The sequence below is a fragment of the Leptobacterium meishanense genome (assembly GCF_037645805.1).
GTDB lineage: Bacteria > Bacteroidota > Bacteroidia > Flavobacteriales > Flavobacteriaceae > Leptobacterium_A > Leptobacterium_A meishanense.
Window position 1 is genome coordinate 288,884 of sequence record NZ_JBBEXE010000005.1, and the last position, 16,266, is coordinate 305,149.

A 16,266-nucleotide genomic window follows, 5' to 3' on the forward strand; every position below is an offset into this window, starting at 1 on the left:
CCTGAAAAGCTATAAAAGTTCCAAATATGTCATATTGAGCGCAGTCGAAATATTTGGTTATTAACCATATAAAATTCTCGACTGCGCTCGAATTGACAAAAAAGCCCCTTTTCAGGCAGCCCGATTAAAAAGAAATTTAGTGGGGATCATCAAAATCAAAAACATACAAGTATACGCATATCATGGTTGCTTGGCAGAAGAAGGAAAAATAGGCAGTGACTATCGGGTGGATATTGCTGTGTATGCGAACTTGCAACAGTCTGCTAAAACAGACGTTTTAAGAGATACAGTAGATTATGTGCATATTAACCGAATTGTAAAGGAGGAAATGGCTATTCGATCTAAATTATTGGAACATGTAGCCAAGCGTATTTTAAAACGTATTTTTAAGGAGCTTTCTATTGCAGAAAAAGCCATTGTAGAAGTTTCTAAAATAAACCCCCCCATGGGTGGAAATGTGGAAATGGTGACCATAGAAATGGCATTAACCCGCCATGATTTTTCTATGTAGCAATTCTTATGTGACTTGCTATAAGCATATTTTTAATAAAATTACTACATTTGCCAACCAATAATAGGGCATCGTGGCCGAGTGGCTAGGCAGAGGTCTGCAAAACCTTGTACAGCGGTTCGAATCCGCTCGATGCCTCAAGGAGCCTCTAATGAGGCTCTAATTTTTCCTTATTTCTTCAATCACATTTTTGATGTCTTCTTTCTGATCTGGAAATAACCCTTGAGCAATTAATGCCACTCCAAAAACCATTAACACTATACTAATGGCTTTTTTTATTTTATAGATTCTTTTTTTAGTTAGTTTATTTTTTAACTGCTTTGCAAGCATAATTTTTATAATATCAACCAAAAGATAGGTAATTATAATAGTGGAGAAAAAAGTAACAATCCTATTTGGGTTCATTTCTAATTTGGGCCCAAAAATAACAATAATCCCCAACCAAAATCCAAGTACCCCAATATTGATAAAATTGAGAATAAATCCTTTTAAAAAAAGTTCTAAGTAATTTTTCTTTGATATCGCTTCTATATCCTCTTGTTCTTCCTGTTGTAACTTATGATAGTCTTTTTTGTTTTTAATAAAAGAAATAATACCATATAACAACAATAGCACGCCTCCTAAAATAAATAGTCCGGGATCGTCTTTAAGTTTTTCTAAGAGTTTATTAGTACTATAGTACGCAATAAGAATAAAGAATACATCGGCTAAAACCACACCAATATCAAATACAAAAGCAGCTCTAAAGCCTTTTATAGCACCTGTTTCCAACAGCACAAAAAATACGGGGCCTATAGTAAAAGCCAGTACTATCCCCCAAGGCAATGCTGCTAGTACATCATGAACCATGTATTAATTGATTTTAGGTTCCTTCCTCTATAGGAACACTTTTTTATTGCTCTATAATTTTACCGCCCAAGAATTTTTTCTTTTCAATTACCTTTGGTTTCCCATAAATACGAACGGTGCCGCCTGCTTTTACAGAAGCTTCTACATATTCCGAAGCATTTACATAGGCAACCCCTCCCGCATTTACGTTTACAGTAGATTGTTCTGTTATTAATTTATCTGCTTCATAGGTGCCGCCTGTATTAATGGTAATGTCCTGGTTTTTTGCATATCCGGTTGCTGTTATCCTACCTCCGGTCACTGTTTTTGCATCTACCCGTTGTACATTTAAATCCACTTCTATTTTACCTCCTTCTTGGGCACGAAGCTCTATGTTTACTTGTTCTATTTTATCTTCTAAAGCAATGGATGCATTTTCATTGGCGTCTAGAAGGCTTAATCGTCCATTATAATATATTTTAGCAAAGGTTTTATGGCCTCCAAAGACTTTATCTATTTCCATGCGTATTTTTAACCTGCCTCGATTATTTACAATAGCAACTTTATCTATATCTTCTCCGGTAATAACTACTTTATTTTCGTCAGATTTAATGAGTTCTGCGGAAATACCGTCAAAAACTTTTAATTCGTCAAAACTACCTATTTCTTTTTCTAATTTTCCTTGTGAAAAGGTTATTATGGTTATAAAAAATACCAGAAAATTGACTATTATTTTCATAAAATTTAATTTTAAATATGATTATTGGTTGTTTATAAGCTAAAATTATACCAAGTATTGTAATAAATGAAATGATTTAGGTATAAATTTTCAGGAATGGGGTTTTTCGTTTTTTCCTAACAGCTCAAAATCGAGATGACGTTTTATTAAATCTGTGTTTTTTACTTTTACTACTACTTCGTCTCCTAATTGATACATATTTTTTGTTGTTTCTCCCACTAATGCATATTGTTTTTCATCAAAAATGTAATAGTCATCTCTAATTTCTTTGATCCGGACCATCCCTTCGCATTTATTTTCTATTATTTCTATATAAATTCCCCATTCGGTTACGCCGGATATAACCCCTAAAAATTCTTTGTCTTGATGTTCTTGCATATATTTTATCTGCATGTATTTTATAGAATCGCGCTCTGCATTCACAGCAAGATTTTCCATTTCAGATAAATGCCTGCATTTGTCTTCATATTCTTCTTTGTTTACCGACTTTTTACCATCTAAGTAACTTTGCAATAAACGATGTACCATTACATCGGGATAACGACGGATAGGGGAGGTAAAATGTGTGTAATAATCAAATGCCAATCCATAATGGCCGATGTTTTCTGTAGTATATTTTGCTTTACTCATAGTCCGGATAGCAAGGGTGTCTATTAAGTTCTGCTCTTTTTTACCATATACTTCCTCTAATAGGTTGTTTAAAGAGCTTGTAATGGTCTTTCTGTCTTTCATGTTTATCGTGTATCCAAATTTAGAAATAACCCCTTGTAAGAGTATTAATTTTTCGTCATTAGGCTCATCATGTACCCGGTATACAAATGTAGGTTCCGGATTTCGTTTTCCTATAAATTCAGCTACTTTTCTATTAGCCAGCAACATAAATTCTTCTATAAGTTTGTTGGCATCTTTAGATTCTTTAAAAAAGACACCGGTAGGATCATTTTCCTGGTCTAAATGAAATTTTACTTCCACTTTGTCAAAAGATATGGCACCAGCATCCATTCGTCTTTTACGCATTTTTTTAGCCAATCTGTCTAAAACGAGTATCGCATCTACAATAGGTTGTGTTACTTGATATGTTTTATTGGTTATGGAAATTTCTTCTGGGATATTATTACTTTCGGTTTCTATAATATGTTGTGCTTCTTCGTAGGAAAATCGTTGGTCAGAATAGGTAACAGTCCTTCCAAACCATTGTTTGACAACATCGGCTTTATTGTCCATCTCAAAAACAGAAGAAAAGGTATATTTTTCTTCATTTGGACGAAGAGAACATGCATTATTTGACAATATTTCAGGGAGCATGGGTACTACACGGTCTACTAGATAAATAGAAGTTCCTCTATTATAAGCTTCTTCATCTAAAACAGTTCCTGGGGTTACATAGTGAGACACATCTGCTATATGAATACCTATTTCGTAATTTCCGTTATCTAATGTTTTAAATGAAAGTGCATCGTCAAAATCTTTGGCATCTTTTGGGTCTATGGTAAAGGTAAGCGTATCCCGCATATCCCTTCGTTTGCTAATTTCTTCAGTAGTAATAGATGTATCTAATTTGTTGGCATAATGTGTTACTTCTTCCGGGAACCGATATGGTAATCCATACTCAGCAAGTATAGCATGCATCTCCGTGTGGTGTTCTCCTGGTTTTCCTAAAACTTCAATTACTTCGCCATAAGGTGATGATGCTTTATCAGGCCAATCGGTAATCTCTACCAATACTTTATCTCCTTCTTCTGCCTTATTTATTTTATTTTTCGGAATAAAAATATCTGTGTACATTCTAAAGTCTGCTGTTAATACAAATGCAAAGTTTTTTTGCATTTGTATTACACCTACAAATGATGTTTTTGCCCTTTTTATAATTTTAGTGACTTCGCCTTCTAACTTTTTTCCTTTTCTTCTTGGGAACACATAAATCTCCACTTCATCTTTATGAAAAGCTTTATTGAATTTACTGTTAGGGATAAAAACATCATCTTCTAAATCTTCACACACTACATACGCATTGCCTCTTGCATTTATTTCTATAATTCCTGCATAATAGTTTTTAGAAGGAATAGCTTTATATTTTCCTTTAGATACCTCTTCTATTTTCTTTTTTTCTTTGAGTTCACTTAATTTCTTTACGAGAAGATTTCTGCCACTGGGATCATTTATGTGTAGCTTCGCTGCTATTTGTTTGTAATTAAATACATTATTATTGTCACTTTCTAAAACAGAAAATATTCCTTTAGTAATTTCATTTTTTCTCTGTTTTTGACTTCGTTTTTTCTTTTTTGACATTGTTTTTTTTAATTGGTTGTGAAAAGTACAAAGAAATATATTAGGGTTTATTTTTCCTTGAAAAGTTAAAGTTTTATTAAAAAATGTGTAACATTTTAATTTTAACATCGTCTATTAAGTATAAAGAAAACTATAAAAGTGAAACGTGTTTATAAAATAATCATCTTATTTTTTGCTATTTTTTTAGTAGGATTGTTTTCTTTTATAGGTTATATTAACTATTCGTTAGACAAAAATGAAGCTGTAAAAGCTACAGAGGTAAATAAAATTTCAAAGAAAACTACAGCTAAAGCCTCTTATTCATTTTAGTGTTTTTTTATTTTATAAATTAGTGTATAAAATACAACTAATGAATAATTTTGTTGTTGTTACTACCTACACTTATCCCTCTGAATATGTTGTTTTAAAATCTATTCTCGAAGAGGAAGAAATACCTTATGTTTTTGAAAATGAAACTATGGTTACTATTTCACCCTTTTATTCAAACGCTTTAGGAGGTATTAAATTAAAAGTCCATAAAAACGATTTGGATAAAGTAAGAAGCATCATAGAACGTCTAAATAACAAGGATTCTTTTTTACACATTGTATAGATTAAATAAAAAGTAATTAACAATATATATTACATCTTTATTTTTTATTTTATTTAAATAAATGAAATTGGTTATTATTATTGTTTGTTAATAGGCATTAAAAAAATTATCAAATTGGTTTTGATATTAAAAAAATACTATGTTATACATTTTAATAAACAACTAATAGGTTATCTAACAAGTTAAAAATGAATTTATTTATATAGTAATTAACAACTGTCAATAAATATTAGAGTAACCATATTTCTAATATTTTTATTGATCAGATTGTTAATATCACTTATCTTAAAGCTTAATAAAATCATTAAAAAAACAGCTATAAAAAGTTGCTTAATTTGAATAATATAGCATATGGTATTTTATAATGAAGTATGCAACTATTTCTATAGTATTTTAACTTACAAGTTTCAACAATTTATGTTACTTCATAAAGAACTCATTTTTAAGATATTGCAAAATTAAATTAACAATGCATTTTATAAGTGTTCATAATTTGTAATTCGTAATTTTGTTGTAGGCCATCAAATAAAAAAAATATGAGAATAGCTATAGGCAATGACCATGCCGGAACAGATTATAAAAATGCCATTGTAGATATGTTACAAGGAGAAGGAACGGAAGTAATAAATTATGGAACAAATAAAAATGAAAGTGTAGATTATCCTGACTTTATTCATCCTGTAGCAAGAGATGTAGCAGAGGGCAGTGTAGATTTTGGTATTATTATTTGTGGTAGCGGGAATGGTGCTGCTATGACAGCAAACAAACATCAAAAAATACGGGCTGCTCTTTGCTGGAATAAAGAACTTACAGAATTAGCAAGACAACATAACAATGCGAACATTTTGAGTATTCCGGCACGTTTTACTTCTTTGCCTCAGGCAGTAGAGATGGTAAAAACGTTTCTTCGTGCTGATTTTGAAGGGGGACGCCATCAAAGAAGGGTTGACAAAATACCTGTAACGTCTTAAAGATGGGTCATTCATCTCATCATAATCATTCTCATCATCAAAAAATAGAAGGGAAGAACCTTTTTATTTCTATAGTGCTTAATATTGTAATTACGGCCTCTCAAGTTATAGGTGGTATATTATCAGGAAGCTTAGCTTTATTATCAGATGCATTGCATAATTTTAGCGATGTCCTTTCGCTTGTAGTAAGTTATTTTGCTAACCGGCTTTCTAAAAAAGAAGCATCTACAAACCGTACATTTGGGTATAAACGCGCCGAAATTATTGCAGCATTTACAAATGCTGCGACTTTAATAATAGTAGCTGTTTTACTAATTATAGAAGCTATTAAACGGTTTAGTCATCCGGAAGAAATAACATCAAACCTTGTTATTTGGTTAGCTTCTTTAGGGATTGTAGCCAATGGAATAAGTGTGCTTTTATTAAAAAAAGAAGCTGGAAAAAATATGAATATGAAGTCTGCCTATCTTCATTTACTTACAGATATGTTAGCTTCGGTAGCTGTCTTAATAGGTGGGTTGTTAATGAAATTCTTTGCGGTGTTTTGGGTAGATAGTGTCCTCACACTGGGTATTGCCTTCTATCTTATTTATGTGGGTTACGATTTATTAAAAGAATCACTTAATATATTGATGTTGTTTACACCAACACATATTAATATTGATATGATTGTTGATAAAGTAAATGGTATAAAAGGCGTAAAGCATATGCACCATGTACATGTATGGCAACTGAATGAAGAAGAACTGCATTTAGAAGCACATATAGATTTTGAGGAGGATATCCGGTTATCAGAATTTGATGCTGTCTTAAACGAAATAGAAAAAAAACTATGCAATGAATTTCATATCAATCATATCAATATTCAACCGGAATATAAAAAAGAAGATCCTAAGGATATCATCGTTCAGGATTGAATAATAACCACTAGAATAAATATGTTGTCCATCACCGTAAAAAAAATTAATGAATTAACATTAGAAGAGTTATATGACTTATTACAATTGCGTAGTGAGGTTTTTGTCGTGGAGCAAAATTGTGTGTACCAAGATCTGGACGGGAAAGACAGTAAAGCACTGCATGTACTTGGAAAAAAAGAGAACAAGATAGTAGCTTACACACGTATTTTTAATGTCGGAGACTATTTTGAGGAGGCTAGTATAGGTAGGGTAGTGGTAGATAAAAATAACCGAAAATTTGGTTATGGGCATGATATAATAAAAGCATCTATTACTGCCATTGAAAAGCATTATAGCGAACAAACTATAAAACTATCAGCACAAACATATTTAAAAGAGTTTTATGAATCACATGGATTTTGTAAAACAGGAGAGGAATACTTGGAAGATGGTATTCCACATATTACTATGTTAAGAATAGAATAATGGTTATGGGTTTGTCATATTCCTGAGAGTCTGGGCTGCTCCGGAGTTCAACTGGAAATCAAGGTGGGAAATACAAGAGTCTATTTTTCCTAAAAATTTTTCAATAGCAGCATAGGTATTTCGAAGCTCCATGTAATAGGCTCTTACTGTTTCTTCTGCAGGTTGTAAACCTGTAAAATTGCACCAAACCAAAAAATCGGAAGCGTCTTCATAAATTTCCAATTCTCTTAATACCAAGCATAAACAAAGTAATTGGTTTTGCTCATCAAAATCGTTGTATTCATCATCTGTATATAAAAGAAAAGAATGTCCTTTAACGGTCATACAAATACCAAAAAATGTTTTCTCTTTGTCAAGATAACGACCGTCTTTTTTAATAAGAATGTTATAGCTTTTTAAAAGCTTTTGAAGCTCCTGGATTTCAACATAATCACCTTCTTCCATTCACTTATAATTTGAAAGAAACACCCATTTCAATGTTTACACTGTTATGGCCGTTATTAGGAAATTGAAGATTGGCATTGGAAACATGGCGTAAGCTTCCCCTGATATCAAAAAAGGTGTTTTTTATATTGTACATTAATCCCACGCCAAGAATATCTGAAAAAGCAAACCCTTTTGCCAATCGCTCCGTTTCAGTATCTGAATACATAGGGCCTATACTTACCAGAGCATAGGTGTTTAATTTTTTGTAAATCGGATATTTAAAAACAATACCCACATTGAGCACATATTCATTGATAGTTTTTTCTTTCGTAAAGCGTTCACGTTGCTCTAAATAATCATCTCCTCTACTGGGCTGTACAAAAAACTTATTTAGCAATTGATGTTCGGCAATATAAATTCCGGGCTCAATATTCAACTCAAAAACCCATTTCCTTTTCTCTTTTAACGTGTAGTTTATTTGGGCTTTGTAAAAATTAGTTTTGTAGTTATAGTCCTTTTTATTAAATGGAATGCTTTTCTGTGTTCCAAAACCAGAGTTAAAACCAACCCGGATTTTTTTCTCTTGTGCATTTAAATCAACAAAGAATAAAACACTAAGAAAAACGGATAAAAAATACTGCTTCACTTTTTGAGGCCATTAAAATTGCAAAATCCGGGGCAAGATAAACTATTTTAGCAAGCTTTCATATTTACTTTTGTTATTAAGTATTTTTGATGAGGTGGTTATTGCTTGATCATTTTTCAGATAATAATTATATAACCCTTCTCTGTAAAAGAACCGTTTTACAATCTCTTCTTTTAGGTTTGTTATAACTTCTTCTTTATAAGTTTCTAAAGCAACAGATTTGCTGTTTTCAATATCCGTTAATAATTTTTCATAGTCAGACCTTACGGCTGGGCCATATTCATCAATAGCAGCATCATTAAAAGTTCTTTTTAATGATTTTTCAATAGCTGTTTCATAATTAAAGCCACTAGAGGAAACATATTGTTTAAAGGTGTTATATTCTGTTTGTTCAAAAACAAAATCATTAAGATTATTGATCGTTTTATTATGATAGTAGTTGGTAGCATAATCGAACACAACATTATCTGCAAGAAGCGCTTTTGTAATGGCACTTTCTTTTAATGACGCAATTTCTATGTCAGGAAAAACGCCGCCGCCGTCATATACAGTTCGCCCATTTCTAGTTTTATATGCATTGTATTGGGAAGCATCTACACGGACAGCATTTCCTTTTTCATCGCGGTTCCAATAATCCAATGCTTGTATTGACCTTCCGGAAGGGGTATAATAACGGGAAATGGTCACTTTAAGTTGTGTACCATAGGCTAATTTTAATGGGCGTTGTACCAAACCTTTTCCAAAGCTGCGCGCTCCAACAATAATAGCCCGGTCTAAATCTTGTAATGCTCCTGAAACAATTTCACTTGCTGAAGCACTGCCGCCGTCAACCAATACAATCAAGGGTATTTCTGTATCAAGGGGGTCATCTTTCGTTTTGTATTCCCGATTAAATTTTTTCACCTTGGATTTTGTAGTAACGATTAATTCCCCTTTTGGAACAAAAAGATTGGTTACTCCAATTGCTTCGGAGAGTAATCCCCCCGGATTTCCACGAAGGTCCAGAACCAAGTTTTCTATTCCTTCATCTTTAAGAGCTTCAATTGCTTTTTTTGTTTGTGAAGTGGCTTTACGGTTGAACCGCGATAAAACAACATACCCTGTTTTTTCATTTACTTTTGCATAAAAAGGCACGGCATCTACCTCAATATCTTCTCGTTTGAGTGTTGTAGTATTTTCTTTTCCTAATCGTTTATACGTAAGGGTAACAGTACTGTTTACGGCCCCTTTTAAAAGATCACTAGCATCATCCTTAAAATCAGCAACGAGGACATCTCCTATTTTAGTAATTTCATCTCCTGCTTTCAACCCTGCTTTATCAGCAGGAAAGTCTTTATATGGTTCAACAATCAATAACTTATCATCATAACTTCTTACCAAAGCACCTATTCCAGAATATTCCCCTTCATTACGTATTTTATAATCTTCAACATCTTGCTCATTTAAAAAACGTGTATATGGATCCAAATCATCAAGCATGCTTTTAATGGCCGTGTCCATTAGTTCTGCCGGATTGGTTTCGTCTACATAATTCATGTTCAATTCCTTAAACAGGGTAGTAAAGATTTCTATTTGCTTAGCAATTTCAAAGAAGTCACTTTTAAAACTTGTGCCTACAAAGAAAACAGTAAGCGTAACAAAAACAACAACAACCTGTTTTTTCATACTTGTTATCCGTTTCATTTTACTTTCTTTTTAAAGTATTTTCGTTTAATGATATATCCAAGAATTACTATAATTAAAACAAAAGGCCATATGTTTAATATTCCCAAAAAGAAGAAAGACAATCCGTTAAAACCAGATTTTATAGCATTCCACATCTTTGTTCCATAAGAAACAGTAATACCGGTTTCTGCAGTTAGTTTATAAAACTCAATAGTAATAGTACTTAAAGAAACTTGGTTTTCTAAATATTTTAAACGTCCTTCTCTTGCCTCTATTTCTTCTCGTATAACGGAGAGTTCTTTTTCTATTTCTAGGATTTCTTTTACGTTCTTTGCTTTAGATAGCAATTCCAGATAACGTTGCTCTAGGCCCCGCTTCGTTTTTAACCGGGCCTCCAAGTCGATGAACTCTTCTGTAACATCTCTGGAAGAAATTCTTTTGGTATCAAAAAAGGAAACATCTTTTCCGATAGAATCAATAAAAGCTTCAAAGTTTTCAGTAGGAATCCTTATGACGATTCTTCTATTAAACTCATTATATCCTTTTCCTGATTCATCATTCTGGATATAGCCATTGTATTTTTTTATATAATCGGCAATGGTTCCATATGTTTTTTCTATGTTGCTCGTTTGAAAACGCAAGTAACTTTCTTTAATAATTTTTTGTTCCCTTACAGAAGTTTTCTGAGATGCAATATTAGCTGTTTCAAAAGTGACATCTGCTTGAGGAGGAGGGGCAGGCAACAATGAAACATATTTTTCTTCATTGGCATTACCAGAACAAGCAAGGATTAAGAGTGACGAAATAAATAAGCTATACATTTTCATGTGATTTATTTTTGTGGGTTTCTGTAAGAACCCTTTTCAAAAGCCGTTCCATTTTTTCTTTTATCAGGTTAAAATCAGGAATATCTTTACCAAGATACAAAAACATAAAAGCATGTGGTGTTGGCAAATTGTTAAAAACTAGCACTTTTTGTAATCGGTATGCTTCTCGCATCAATCTTTTTATACGATTTCTATCCACTGCTTTTTTGAAAGCTTTTTTAGGAACAGAAAACCCGGCCTGTATAAACACTTCTTCAGTTGATGTAGAGGGAAGATACAACAGCTTTAACGGAAAATCAGAAACAGCTTTTCCTTCTTCAAACAATTTTTTTATTAATAGTTGACTTTTTAACTTTTCTTTTTTGGGAAATGAATACTTCATGAAACAGTTGACTAACATGTAAAAATAGTAAAAACCCCTTCCATAAAAGGGAAATGACATTTATCATTTTTATGCCGCCCACCAAAAAGTATCTTGTACAAGCAAAAGTGAATACAAAAGTAACGTTTAAGGTATGGGAGAATTAAAAGTTATAAAACCAGCTACTGCAAGAGAAAAAGCAGTCTATATTAAACAGCTCATAAGGGATATAGAAGCACTTGAACTGCTAATAGATAATGAATTAATAGAAAAAGACCCCATTCGCATAGGGGCTGAGCAGGAGTTTTGTTTGATAGATGAAAACGCGCAACCTTGTCCGGAGGCAATGGGAATAATGCAAGGACTGAATGATCCACATTTTACCAATGAGATTGCTCTATACAATTTGGAAGCAAACTTAGACCCGATACCATTGACGGGAAGTTGTTTTTCACAGATGCACAAGCAATTAGTGGGCCTTTTGCAAAAAGCTGACGATGAAGCAAAAAAAATAAACACCCGGATCCTGCTAACAGGGATCCTTCCCACGATAACCAGCAAGCATTTAGAATTGCCATATATGACACCAAAAGAACGGTATTCTATATTAAATGAAGCAATAAAAGAAATTCGGGGAGATGAATTTGAGCTGCACATAAAAGGAGTAGACGAAATAAACCTAAAGCACAACTCCATTCTTTTTGAAGGGTGTAACACTAGTTTCCAGATGCATTTGCAAATTAACCCGGATGATTTTGTCGACAGCTATAATTGGGCGCAAGCGATCTCGGGACCGGTGCTTGCAGCGTGTACAAATGCCCCTTTGCTATTAGGGAAAGAATTATGGAGTGAAACGCGCATAGCATTATTTACCCAAAGCGTAGACACACGTTCCAGTTCTTTTTTATTAAATGAAAAAGAAGCACGGGTTGGATTTGGGAATGATTGGGAAAAAGGATCTGCAGCAACTATTTTTAAAGATAGTATTGTTCGCTTTCGAAGCTTAGTGTCTGCCACATTTGAAGAAGATAGCATGGCTATAGTCAAAAGAGGGGAAGCCCCTAAATTGAAAGCACTAAACCTGCACAATGGAACGGTCTATAAATGGAACCGCCCCTGCTATGGAGTGGGAAATGGAAAAGCACATTTACGAATAGAAAACAGGTATATTCCTTCCGGACCTTCAACAACAGACGAAATAGCAAACATGGTATTTTGGGTGGGCATCATGAGAGGAAGGCCTCAGAAGTATAAAAACATTCATGAGCAAATGGATTTTAAAGACGCTAAGTCCAATTTCTTTAATGCAGCGCGCTATGGTATGGCAACTCGTTTTTATTGGGACGGAGAGTTAATTTCTAGTGAAAAACTTATTCTAGATGAATTATTACCAATGGCCTATAGGGGACTATACAGCATGAAAGTGAACCCTAAAGATGTGGAACACTATCTCACAATTATAGAAAATAGGGTGAAAAACCTATCAGGTTCTCGATGGATGGTAGAAAGCTTCCGGAACTTAAAAAAGCATAACAAAACCCCAGAAGCGCTGCGAATATTAACGGAAGAAATTTATAGAAATCAAGAAAAAGCCTATCCAATAGCGACCTGGCAAGTAATAGAAAGCACATATCATAATACCAAGAAGAAAAACAAAACAGTCAGAGAACAGATGAACACATATATTTATAATGTTCATGAAAAAGACAGTGTTCGGTTAGTACTCAATACAATGAAATGGAAAAACATTCATCATGTCCCGGTAGTAAACAATAAAATGGAATTAAAAGGATTATTAACATGGACAGACGTGAAAAGCTTTTTAAATGACGATGAAAAACTAGACGCTGCTGTTGAAACCATTATGAAAAAAACAATTATTACCATTGCTCCGGATGACCCAATACTAAAAGCCTCAAAGCTGATGAAAGAAAACAATATTAATTCATTGCCGGTATTAAAAAATCAAAAAATAATAGGCATTATTACATCAAAAGACATTTCTGTATGAACAAAGCATACAGTAAAGCACTAGAGACAACAACTAAGATAGAAAGACTTCTCTGGAAAATAGACAACAGTCACAATGCCCCTGTTATAATTTTTATTGGAGGCATTCACGGAAATGAACCTGCTGGGGTTTTTGCACTGCAAAATGCCAAAGAAAAATTGAAACCCCAAACAGAAAAAATAAAAGGAGCAGTCTATGCTTTTTCTGGGAACCTAAAAGGGTTGTCAAAGAACCAACGTTATGTAGATAAAGACTTAAACCGCCTATGGACAAAAGAAAGCCTCCAAAATATTCTTGCAAAGAAAGAAGAAGAAGAACTTGTCTCTGAAGAAAAGGAACTCATTGAATTATATCATCAAATAAAAAGCATACTGGACACACATACAGGCCCTTTTTATTTTGTAGATTTTCATACTACATCCAGCAAAACACTTCCTTTTATTACGATTAACGACGCACTGATCAACCGTAAGTTTTCCCGTCAAATACCTGTTCCGGTTGTTCTGGGAATTGAGGAATACCTCGAGGGCCCTTTATTAAGCTATATAAACTCATTAGGATATGTATCACTCGGCTTCGAGTCTGGACAGCACGATGAGGTGGCTGCCATAGAAAACAGTGAAGCATTTATTTTTTTGACATTAGTATTTGCAGGCTGCATGAAGGAAGAGGATATCCCAAACATTAAAAAATATTATGAACGGCTTAAAATAGCTTCAGAAGGAAAAGCAGTCCCTTTCGAAGTTATTTATCGGTATTTGATAAAACCACATGAGTTATTTAAAATGAAAGAAGGTTTTAAAAGTTTTCAACCGATAAAAAAAAGGACACTTTTGGCCATAAGCAATAATGAACCAGTACAAGCTAAGCAAAAAGGAGAATTGTTTATGCCTTTGTATCAGCAAAAAGGAAAAGATGGGTTTTTTATTATTAAACGCATCCCTTCCTTTTTTCTGTGGTTATCAGCATTATTACGGGACATAAAAGCGGACTATATACTGGCACTACTTCCCGGTATTTCATGGGAATCACCTAAAAGAGAAGCCTTAATTGTGAACATAAAAATAGCCCGGTTTTTAACCAAGCAAATATTCCATCTTTTAGGATACCGGAACAAACAAATAAACGACACTTATGTTCGAATGAACAATAGGGAGCGGGTTGCTAAAAAGAAAATGTACCATCAAACAAGCTGGTTTAAGAAAAGCTAATCGCCGTCTTTTAAAATATTAAAAATAGTTCGTTCAGAGATAAAAAGACGTTCTTTAAGCTCCGCGATAATAACTTTCATTTGTTTATCAGAATGTTTGGCCACATAGGCCTTGACAAACGCATTTCGTTTTTCGATCAATTGAGACTTCCTCCGCATATTGTTTTCTTTATGAAAGTATATACAGTTACAAGAGGGCTGTAAAAATGATTGTATATGTATTTATAAAGACACTTTTTTTAATTCAAAAACATCTTTTCTCCTATCTTTTAAGTTTCTAACGCTTCCAAACTCATGTAGTTCTCTAAGAAGGCCAATATCAACATCTGCAATCAATATCATCTCCGTATTGGGAGTAGCTTCAGCTTTTATTCCATTAGTTGGAAAAGCAAAATCACATGGGGTAAAAACCATTGATTGTGCAAATTGAATATCCATATTATGGACATTGGGCAAATTACCAACACTTCCCGCAATTGCTACGTAACACTCATTTTCTATAGCTCTCGCTTGAGCACAATTTCGAACCCTTGAATACCCATTTTGAGTATCGGTAAGGAAGGGAACAAACAAAATGTCCATTCCTTCATCCGCAAGAATCCTACTTAATTCAGGAAACTCAGAATCATAACAAATTAAAATCCCAACTTTTCCACAATCAGTGTCAAAAACCTTCAATTCATTTCCACCCTGCATTCCCCAAACTTTTTCCTCATCAGGGGTAACGTGTATTTTTTCATACATTTCAATAGCTCCGTCTCTTTTGCATAAATAACCAACATTATATAGCTTCCCATTTTTTATTTTTGGCATACTTCCTGCTATTAAATTGATATTATATGAAATGGACAAACTCGAAAGTCTTTGCACAATTTCATCCGTAAACCCTGCCAATTCCCTTATTGCTTCTGGCTCGCTCAAATGGTTATATTGAGCCATTAAAGGGGCATTGAAAAACTCGGGAAAAAGAGCAAAATCAGATCTGTACCCAGAAACAGCATCAACAAAATACTCTACTTGTTGCAATAGGTCTTCGACATTTTTATACGACCTCATTTGCCATTGTATTAAACCTATTCGCACTACTTTTTTTTCTGTAGCAGCCTTTTTAATAGGCTTTTCATAATAAATATTATTCCACTCTAATAGAACAGCAAATTCTTTTGAAGCATTATCACCCTCTAAATATCCTTTTAAAATCCGAGCAAGATGAAAATCATTGGAGATTTGAAAGTTCAAAACAGGATCATGGATTTCTTTTCTGCTAACCTTTTCTATATATTCTTTTGGGCTTAACTCTTTAGAGTATTTGTGGTAGTTAGGAATCCTGCCACCAAAAATAATCCCTTTTAAATTTAATTTTTCACAAAGCTCTTTTCTGTAATCATATAATCTTCTGCCAAGCCGCAAACCTCGGTATTCAGGCTTGATAAAGATGTCTATACCATATAAAATATCCCCATTCTCTGTGTGCGAATCAAAAGTATAATCAGCAGTTATTTCTCGATATGTATGATTTTCATCAAACTTATCATAATCAACAATTATGGATAATGCACATCCTGCTATTTGTCCATTGATCTTAATAACAACTTGCCCTTTAGGAAACTTTTCTATTAAAGACTTAATATGATGCTCTTTCCAATATGCATCAGGCATAGAAGAATATGCAGAGACCATAACCCCTTTTATTTCTTTGTAATCTTCGAACTGAAGATGTTGTAACTCAATTTTATCAATTTCGCTGTGCTTCATATCATTTCTTAAATAGCAACAAATCTTTTAACAAAAGTGTCTATAAAAAT

Annotated in this window: 17 protein-coding genes and 1 tRNA gene; 8 read left to right on the forward strand and 10 right to left on the reverse strand. The window is 33.4% G+C overall.

The features are described from left to right. The first annotated feature begins 139 nt into the window (after nucleotides 1-139). Nucleotides 140-511: a dihydroneopterin aldolase gene (gene folB, locus WBG21_RS07140; RefSeq protein WP_340076288.1), complete on the forward strand. Its 372-nt coding sequence runs from the start codon at nucleotides 140-142 to the stop codon at nucleotides 509-511. A gap of 67 nt (nucleotides 512-578) precedes the next feature. Continuing rightward, nucleotides 579-649, forward strand: a tRNA-Cys gene (locus WBG21_RS07145). Nucleotides 650-670: 21 nt separating this feature from the next. Here WBG21_RS07145 and WBG21_RS07150 read toward each other — a convergent pair. The 3 genes from WBG21_RS07150 to rnr all read right to left on the reverse strand — a co-directional run bounded on the left by WBG21_RS07150 (nucleotide 671) and on the right by rnr (nucleotide 4,367). After that, nucleotides 671-1,360 (reverse strand): LysE family translocator, encoded by a 690-nt coding sequence (locus WBG21_RS07150; protein WP_340076290.1) that lies wholly within the window; start codon nucleotides 1,358-1,360, stop codon nucleotides 671-673. Nucleotides 1,361-1,403: 43 nt separating this feature from the next. Continuing rightward, nucleotides 1,404-2,078, reverse strand: coding sequence for a head GIN domain-containing protein (locus WBG21_RS07155; protein ID WP_340076292.1), 675 nt, complete (start codon nucleotides 2,076-2,078; stop codon nucleotides 1,404-1,406). Between the two features lie 90 nt (nucleotides 2,079-2,168). After that, a complete protein-coding gene (gene rnr / locus WBG21_RS07160; protein WP_340076294.1) occupies nucleotides 2,169-4,367 on the reverse strand; it encodes a ribonuclease R in 2,199 nt (732 codons plus the stop codon). Nucleotides 4,368-4,716: 349 nt separating this feature from the next. On the opposite strand from rnr, the gene WBG21_RS07165 reads away from it, so the two are divergent. The 4 genes from WBG21_RS07165 (at nucleotide 4,717) to WBG21_RS07180 (ending at nucleotide 7,315) form a co-directional block, all read left to right on the forward strand. Then, nucleotides 4,717-4,959: a putative signal transducing protein gene (locus WBG21_RS07165; RefSeq protein ID WP_340076296.1), complete on the forward strand. Its 243-nt coding sequence runs from the start codon at nucleotides 4,717-4,719 to the stop codon at nucleotides 4,957-4,959. Between the two features lie 536 nt (nucleotides 4,960-5,495). Then, complete coding sequence (rpiB, locus tag WBG21_RS07170) at nucleotides 5,496-5,930, forward strand: ribose 5-phosphate isomerase B (RefSeq protein ID WP_340076298.1); 435 nt, start codon at nucleotides 5,496-5,498, stop codon at nucleotides 5,928-5,930. A 2-nt stretch (nucleotides 5,931-5,932) separates the two neighbouring features. Next, nucleotides 5,933-6,847 carry a cation diffusion facilitator family transporter gene (locus WBG21_RS07175; RefSeq protein ID WP_340076300.1) on the forward strand — a complete coding sequence of 305 codons (915 nt, stop codon included), beginning with the start codon at nucleotides 5,933-5,935 and terminating at the stop codon, nucleotides 6,845-6,847. A 21-nt stretch (nucleotides 6,848-6,868) separates the two neighbouring features. Further along, on the forward strand, nucleotides 6,869-7,315 hold the full coding sequence (locus tag WBG21_RS07180) for a GNAT family N-acetyltransferase (RefSeq protein WP_340076302.1): 447 nt from the start codon (nucleotides 6,869-6,871) through the stop codon (nucleotides 7,313-7,315). Nucleotides 7,316-7,318: 3 nt separating this feature from the next. Here WBG21_RS07180 and WBG21_RS07185 read toward each other — a convergent pair whose 3' ends face one another. From WBG21_RS07185 to rnpA, 5 genes are read right to left on the reverse strand one after another with little or no spacing between them, the layout of a single operon-like run. Continuing rightward, nucleotides 7,319-7,759 carry a hypothetical protein gene (locus WBG21_RS07185; RefSeq protein WP_340076304.1) on the reverse strand — a complete coding sequence of 147 codons (441 nt, stop codon included), beginning with the start codon at nucleotides 7,757-7,759 and terminating at the stop codon, nucleotides 7,319-7,321. Nucleotides 7,760-7,763: 4 nt separating this feature from the next. Then, nucleotides 7,764-8,387 carry an acyloxyacyl hydrolase gene (locus WBG21_RS07190; RefSeq protein ID WP_340076306.1) on the reverse strand — a complete coding sequence of 208 codons (624 nt, stop codon included), beginning with the start codon at nucleotides 8,385-8,387 and terminating at the stop codon, nucleotides 7,764-7,766. A 42-nt stretch (nucleotides 8,388-8,429) separates the two neighbouring features. Further along, the gene (locus tag WBG21_RS07195; protein WP_340076308.1) at nucleotides 8,430-10,070 is read right to left on the reverse strand and encodes a S41 family peptidase; all 1,641 of its coding nucleotides are present in this window, start codon (nucleotides 10,068-10,070) and stop codon (nucleotides 8,430-8,432) included. Further along, nucleotides 10,067-10,879, reverse strand: a complete 813-nt coding sequence (locus WBG21_RS07200; protein WP_340076309.1) for a DUF4349 domain-containing protein — start codon at nucleotides 10,877-10,879, stop codon at nucleotides 10,067-10,069. Before WBG21_RS07200 ends, WBG21_RS07195 begins: the two co-directional genes overlap by 4 nt. Beyond that, a complete protein-coding gene (gene rnpA, locus WBG21_RS07205; RefSeq protein ID WP_340076311.1) occupies nucleotides 10,866-11,261 on the reverse strand; it encodes a ribonuclease P protein component in 396 nt (131 codons plus the stop codon). The genes WBG21_RS07200 and rnpA overlap by 14 nt, the downstream gene beginning before the upstream one ends. 133 nt (nucleotides 11,262-11,394) lie before the next feature. On the opposite strand from rnpA, the gene WBG21_RS07210 reads away from it, so the two are divergent. After that, a complete protein-coding gene (locus WBG21_RS07210) occupies nucleotides 11,395-13,251 on the forward strand; it encodes a CBS domain-containing protein (protein WP_340076313.1) in 1,857 nt (618 codons plus the stop codon). Continuing rightward, entirely contained in the window at nucleotides 13,248-14,462 is a 1,215-nt protein-coding gene (locus WBG21_RS07215) for a M14 family metallopeptidase (RefSeq protein WP_340076315.1), read from the forward strand. The genes WBG21_RS07210 and WBG21_RS07215 overlap by 4 nt, the downstream gene beginning before the upstream one ends. Here the strand turns inward: WBG21_RS07215 and WBG21_RS07220 are convergent. Continuing rightward, nucleotides 14,459-14,620: a hypothetical protein gene (locus WBG21_RS07220; protein ID WP_340076317.1), complete on the reverse strand. Its 162-nt coding sequence runs from the start codon at nucleotides 14,618-14,620 to the stop codon at nucleotides 14,459-14,461. The two genes, WBG21_RS07215 and WBG21_RS07220, sit on opposite strands and share 4 nt — an antisense overlap. Nucleotides 14,621-14,683: 63 nt before the next feature. Beyond that, nucleotides 14,684-16,216, reverse strand: a complete 1,533-nt coding sequence (locus WBG21_RS07225) for a carbon-nitrogen hydrolase family protein (protein ID WP_340076319.1) — start codon at nucleotides 16,214-16,216, stop codon at nucleotides 14,684-14,686. Between the last annotated feature and the right edge of the window lie 50 nt (nucleotides 16,217-16,266).

Excerpts from the sequence above, each read along its gene's own strand:
- WBG21_RS07195 (WP_340076308.1), bottom strand. The coding sequence starts at position 10,070 with ATGAAACGGATAACAAGTATGAAAAAACAGGTTGTTGTTGTTTTTGTT.
- WBG21_RS07225 (WP_340076319.1), bottom strand. The coding sequence starts at position 16,216 with ATGAAGCACAGCGAAATTGATAAAATTGAGTTACAACATCTTCAGTTC.
- WBG21_RS07215 (WP_340076315.1), top strand. The coding sequence starts at position 13,248 with ATGAACAAAGCATACAGTAAAGCACTAGAGACAACAACTAAGATAGAA.
- WBG21_RS07155 (WP_340076292.1), bottom strand. The coding sequence starts at position 2,078 with ATGAAAATAATAGTCAATTTTCTGGTATTTTTTATAACCATAATAACC.
- WBG21_RS07180 (WP_340076302.1), top strand. The coding sequence starts at position 6,869 with ATGTTGTCCATCACCGTAAAAAAAATTAATGAATTAACATTAGAAGAG.
- WBG21_RS07210 (WP_340076313.1), top strand. The coding sequence starts at position 11,395 with ATGGGAGAATTAAAAGTTATAAAACCAGCTACTGCAAGAGAAAAAGCA.
- rpiB (WP_340076298.1), top strand. The coding sequence starts at position 5,496 with ATGAGAATAGCTATAGGCAATGACCATGCCGGAACAGATTATAAAAAT.
- WBG21_RS07165 (WP_340076296.1), top strand. The coding sequence starts at position 4,717 with ATGAATAATTTTGTTGTTGTTACTACCTACACTTATCCCTCTGAATAT.
- WBG21_RS07200 (WP_340076309.1), bottom strand. The coding sequence starts at position 10,879 with ATGAAAATGTATAGCTTATTTATTTCGTCACTCTTAATCCTTGCTTGT.
- WBG21_RS07150 (WP_340076290.1), bottom strand. The coding sequence starts at position 1,360 with ATGGTTCATGATGTACTAGCAGCATTGCCTTGGGGGATAGTACTGGCT.
- rnr (WP_340076294.1), bottom strand. The coding sequence starts at position 4,367 with ATGTCAAAAAAGAAAAAACGAAGTCAAAAACAGAGAAAAAATGAAATT.
- WBG21_RS07185 (WP_340076304.1), bottom strand. The coding sequence starts at position 7,759 with ATGGAAGAAGGTGATTATGTTGAAATCCAGGAGCTTCAAAAGCTTTTA.
- rnpA (WP_340076311.1), bottom strand. The coding sequence starts at position 11,261 with ATGAAGTATTCATTTCCCAAAAAAGAAAAGTTAAAAAGTCAACTATTA.
- WBG21_RS07220 (WP_340076317.1), bottom strand. The coding sequence starts at position 14,620 with ATGCGGAGGAAGTCTCAATTGATCGAAAAACGAAATGCGTTTGTCAAG.
- WBG21_RS07175 (WP_340076300.1), top strand. The coding sequence starts at position 5,933 with ATGGGTCATTCATCTCATCATAATCATTCTCATCATCAAAAAATAGAA.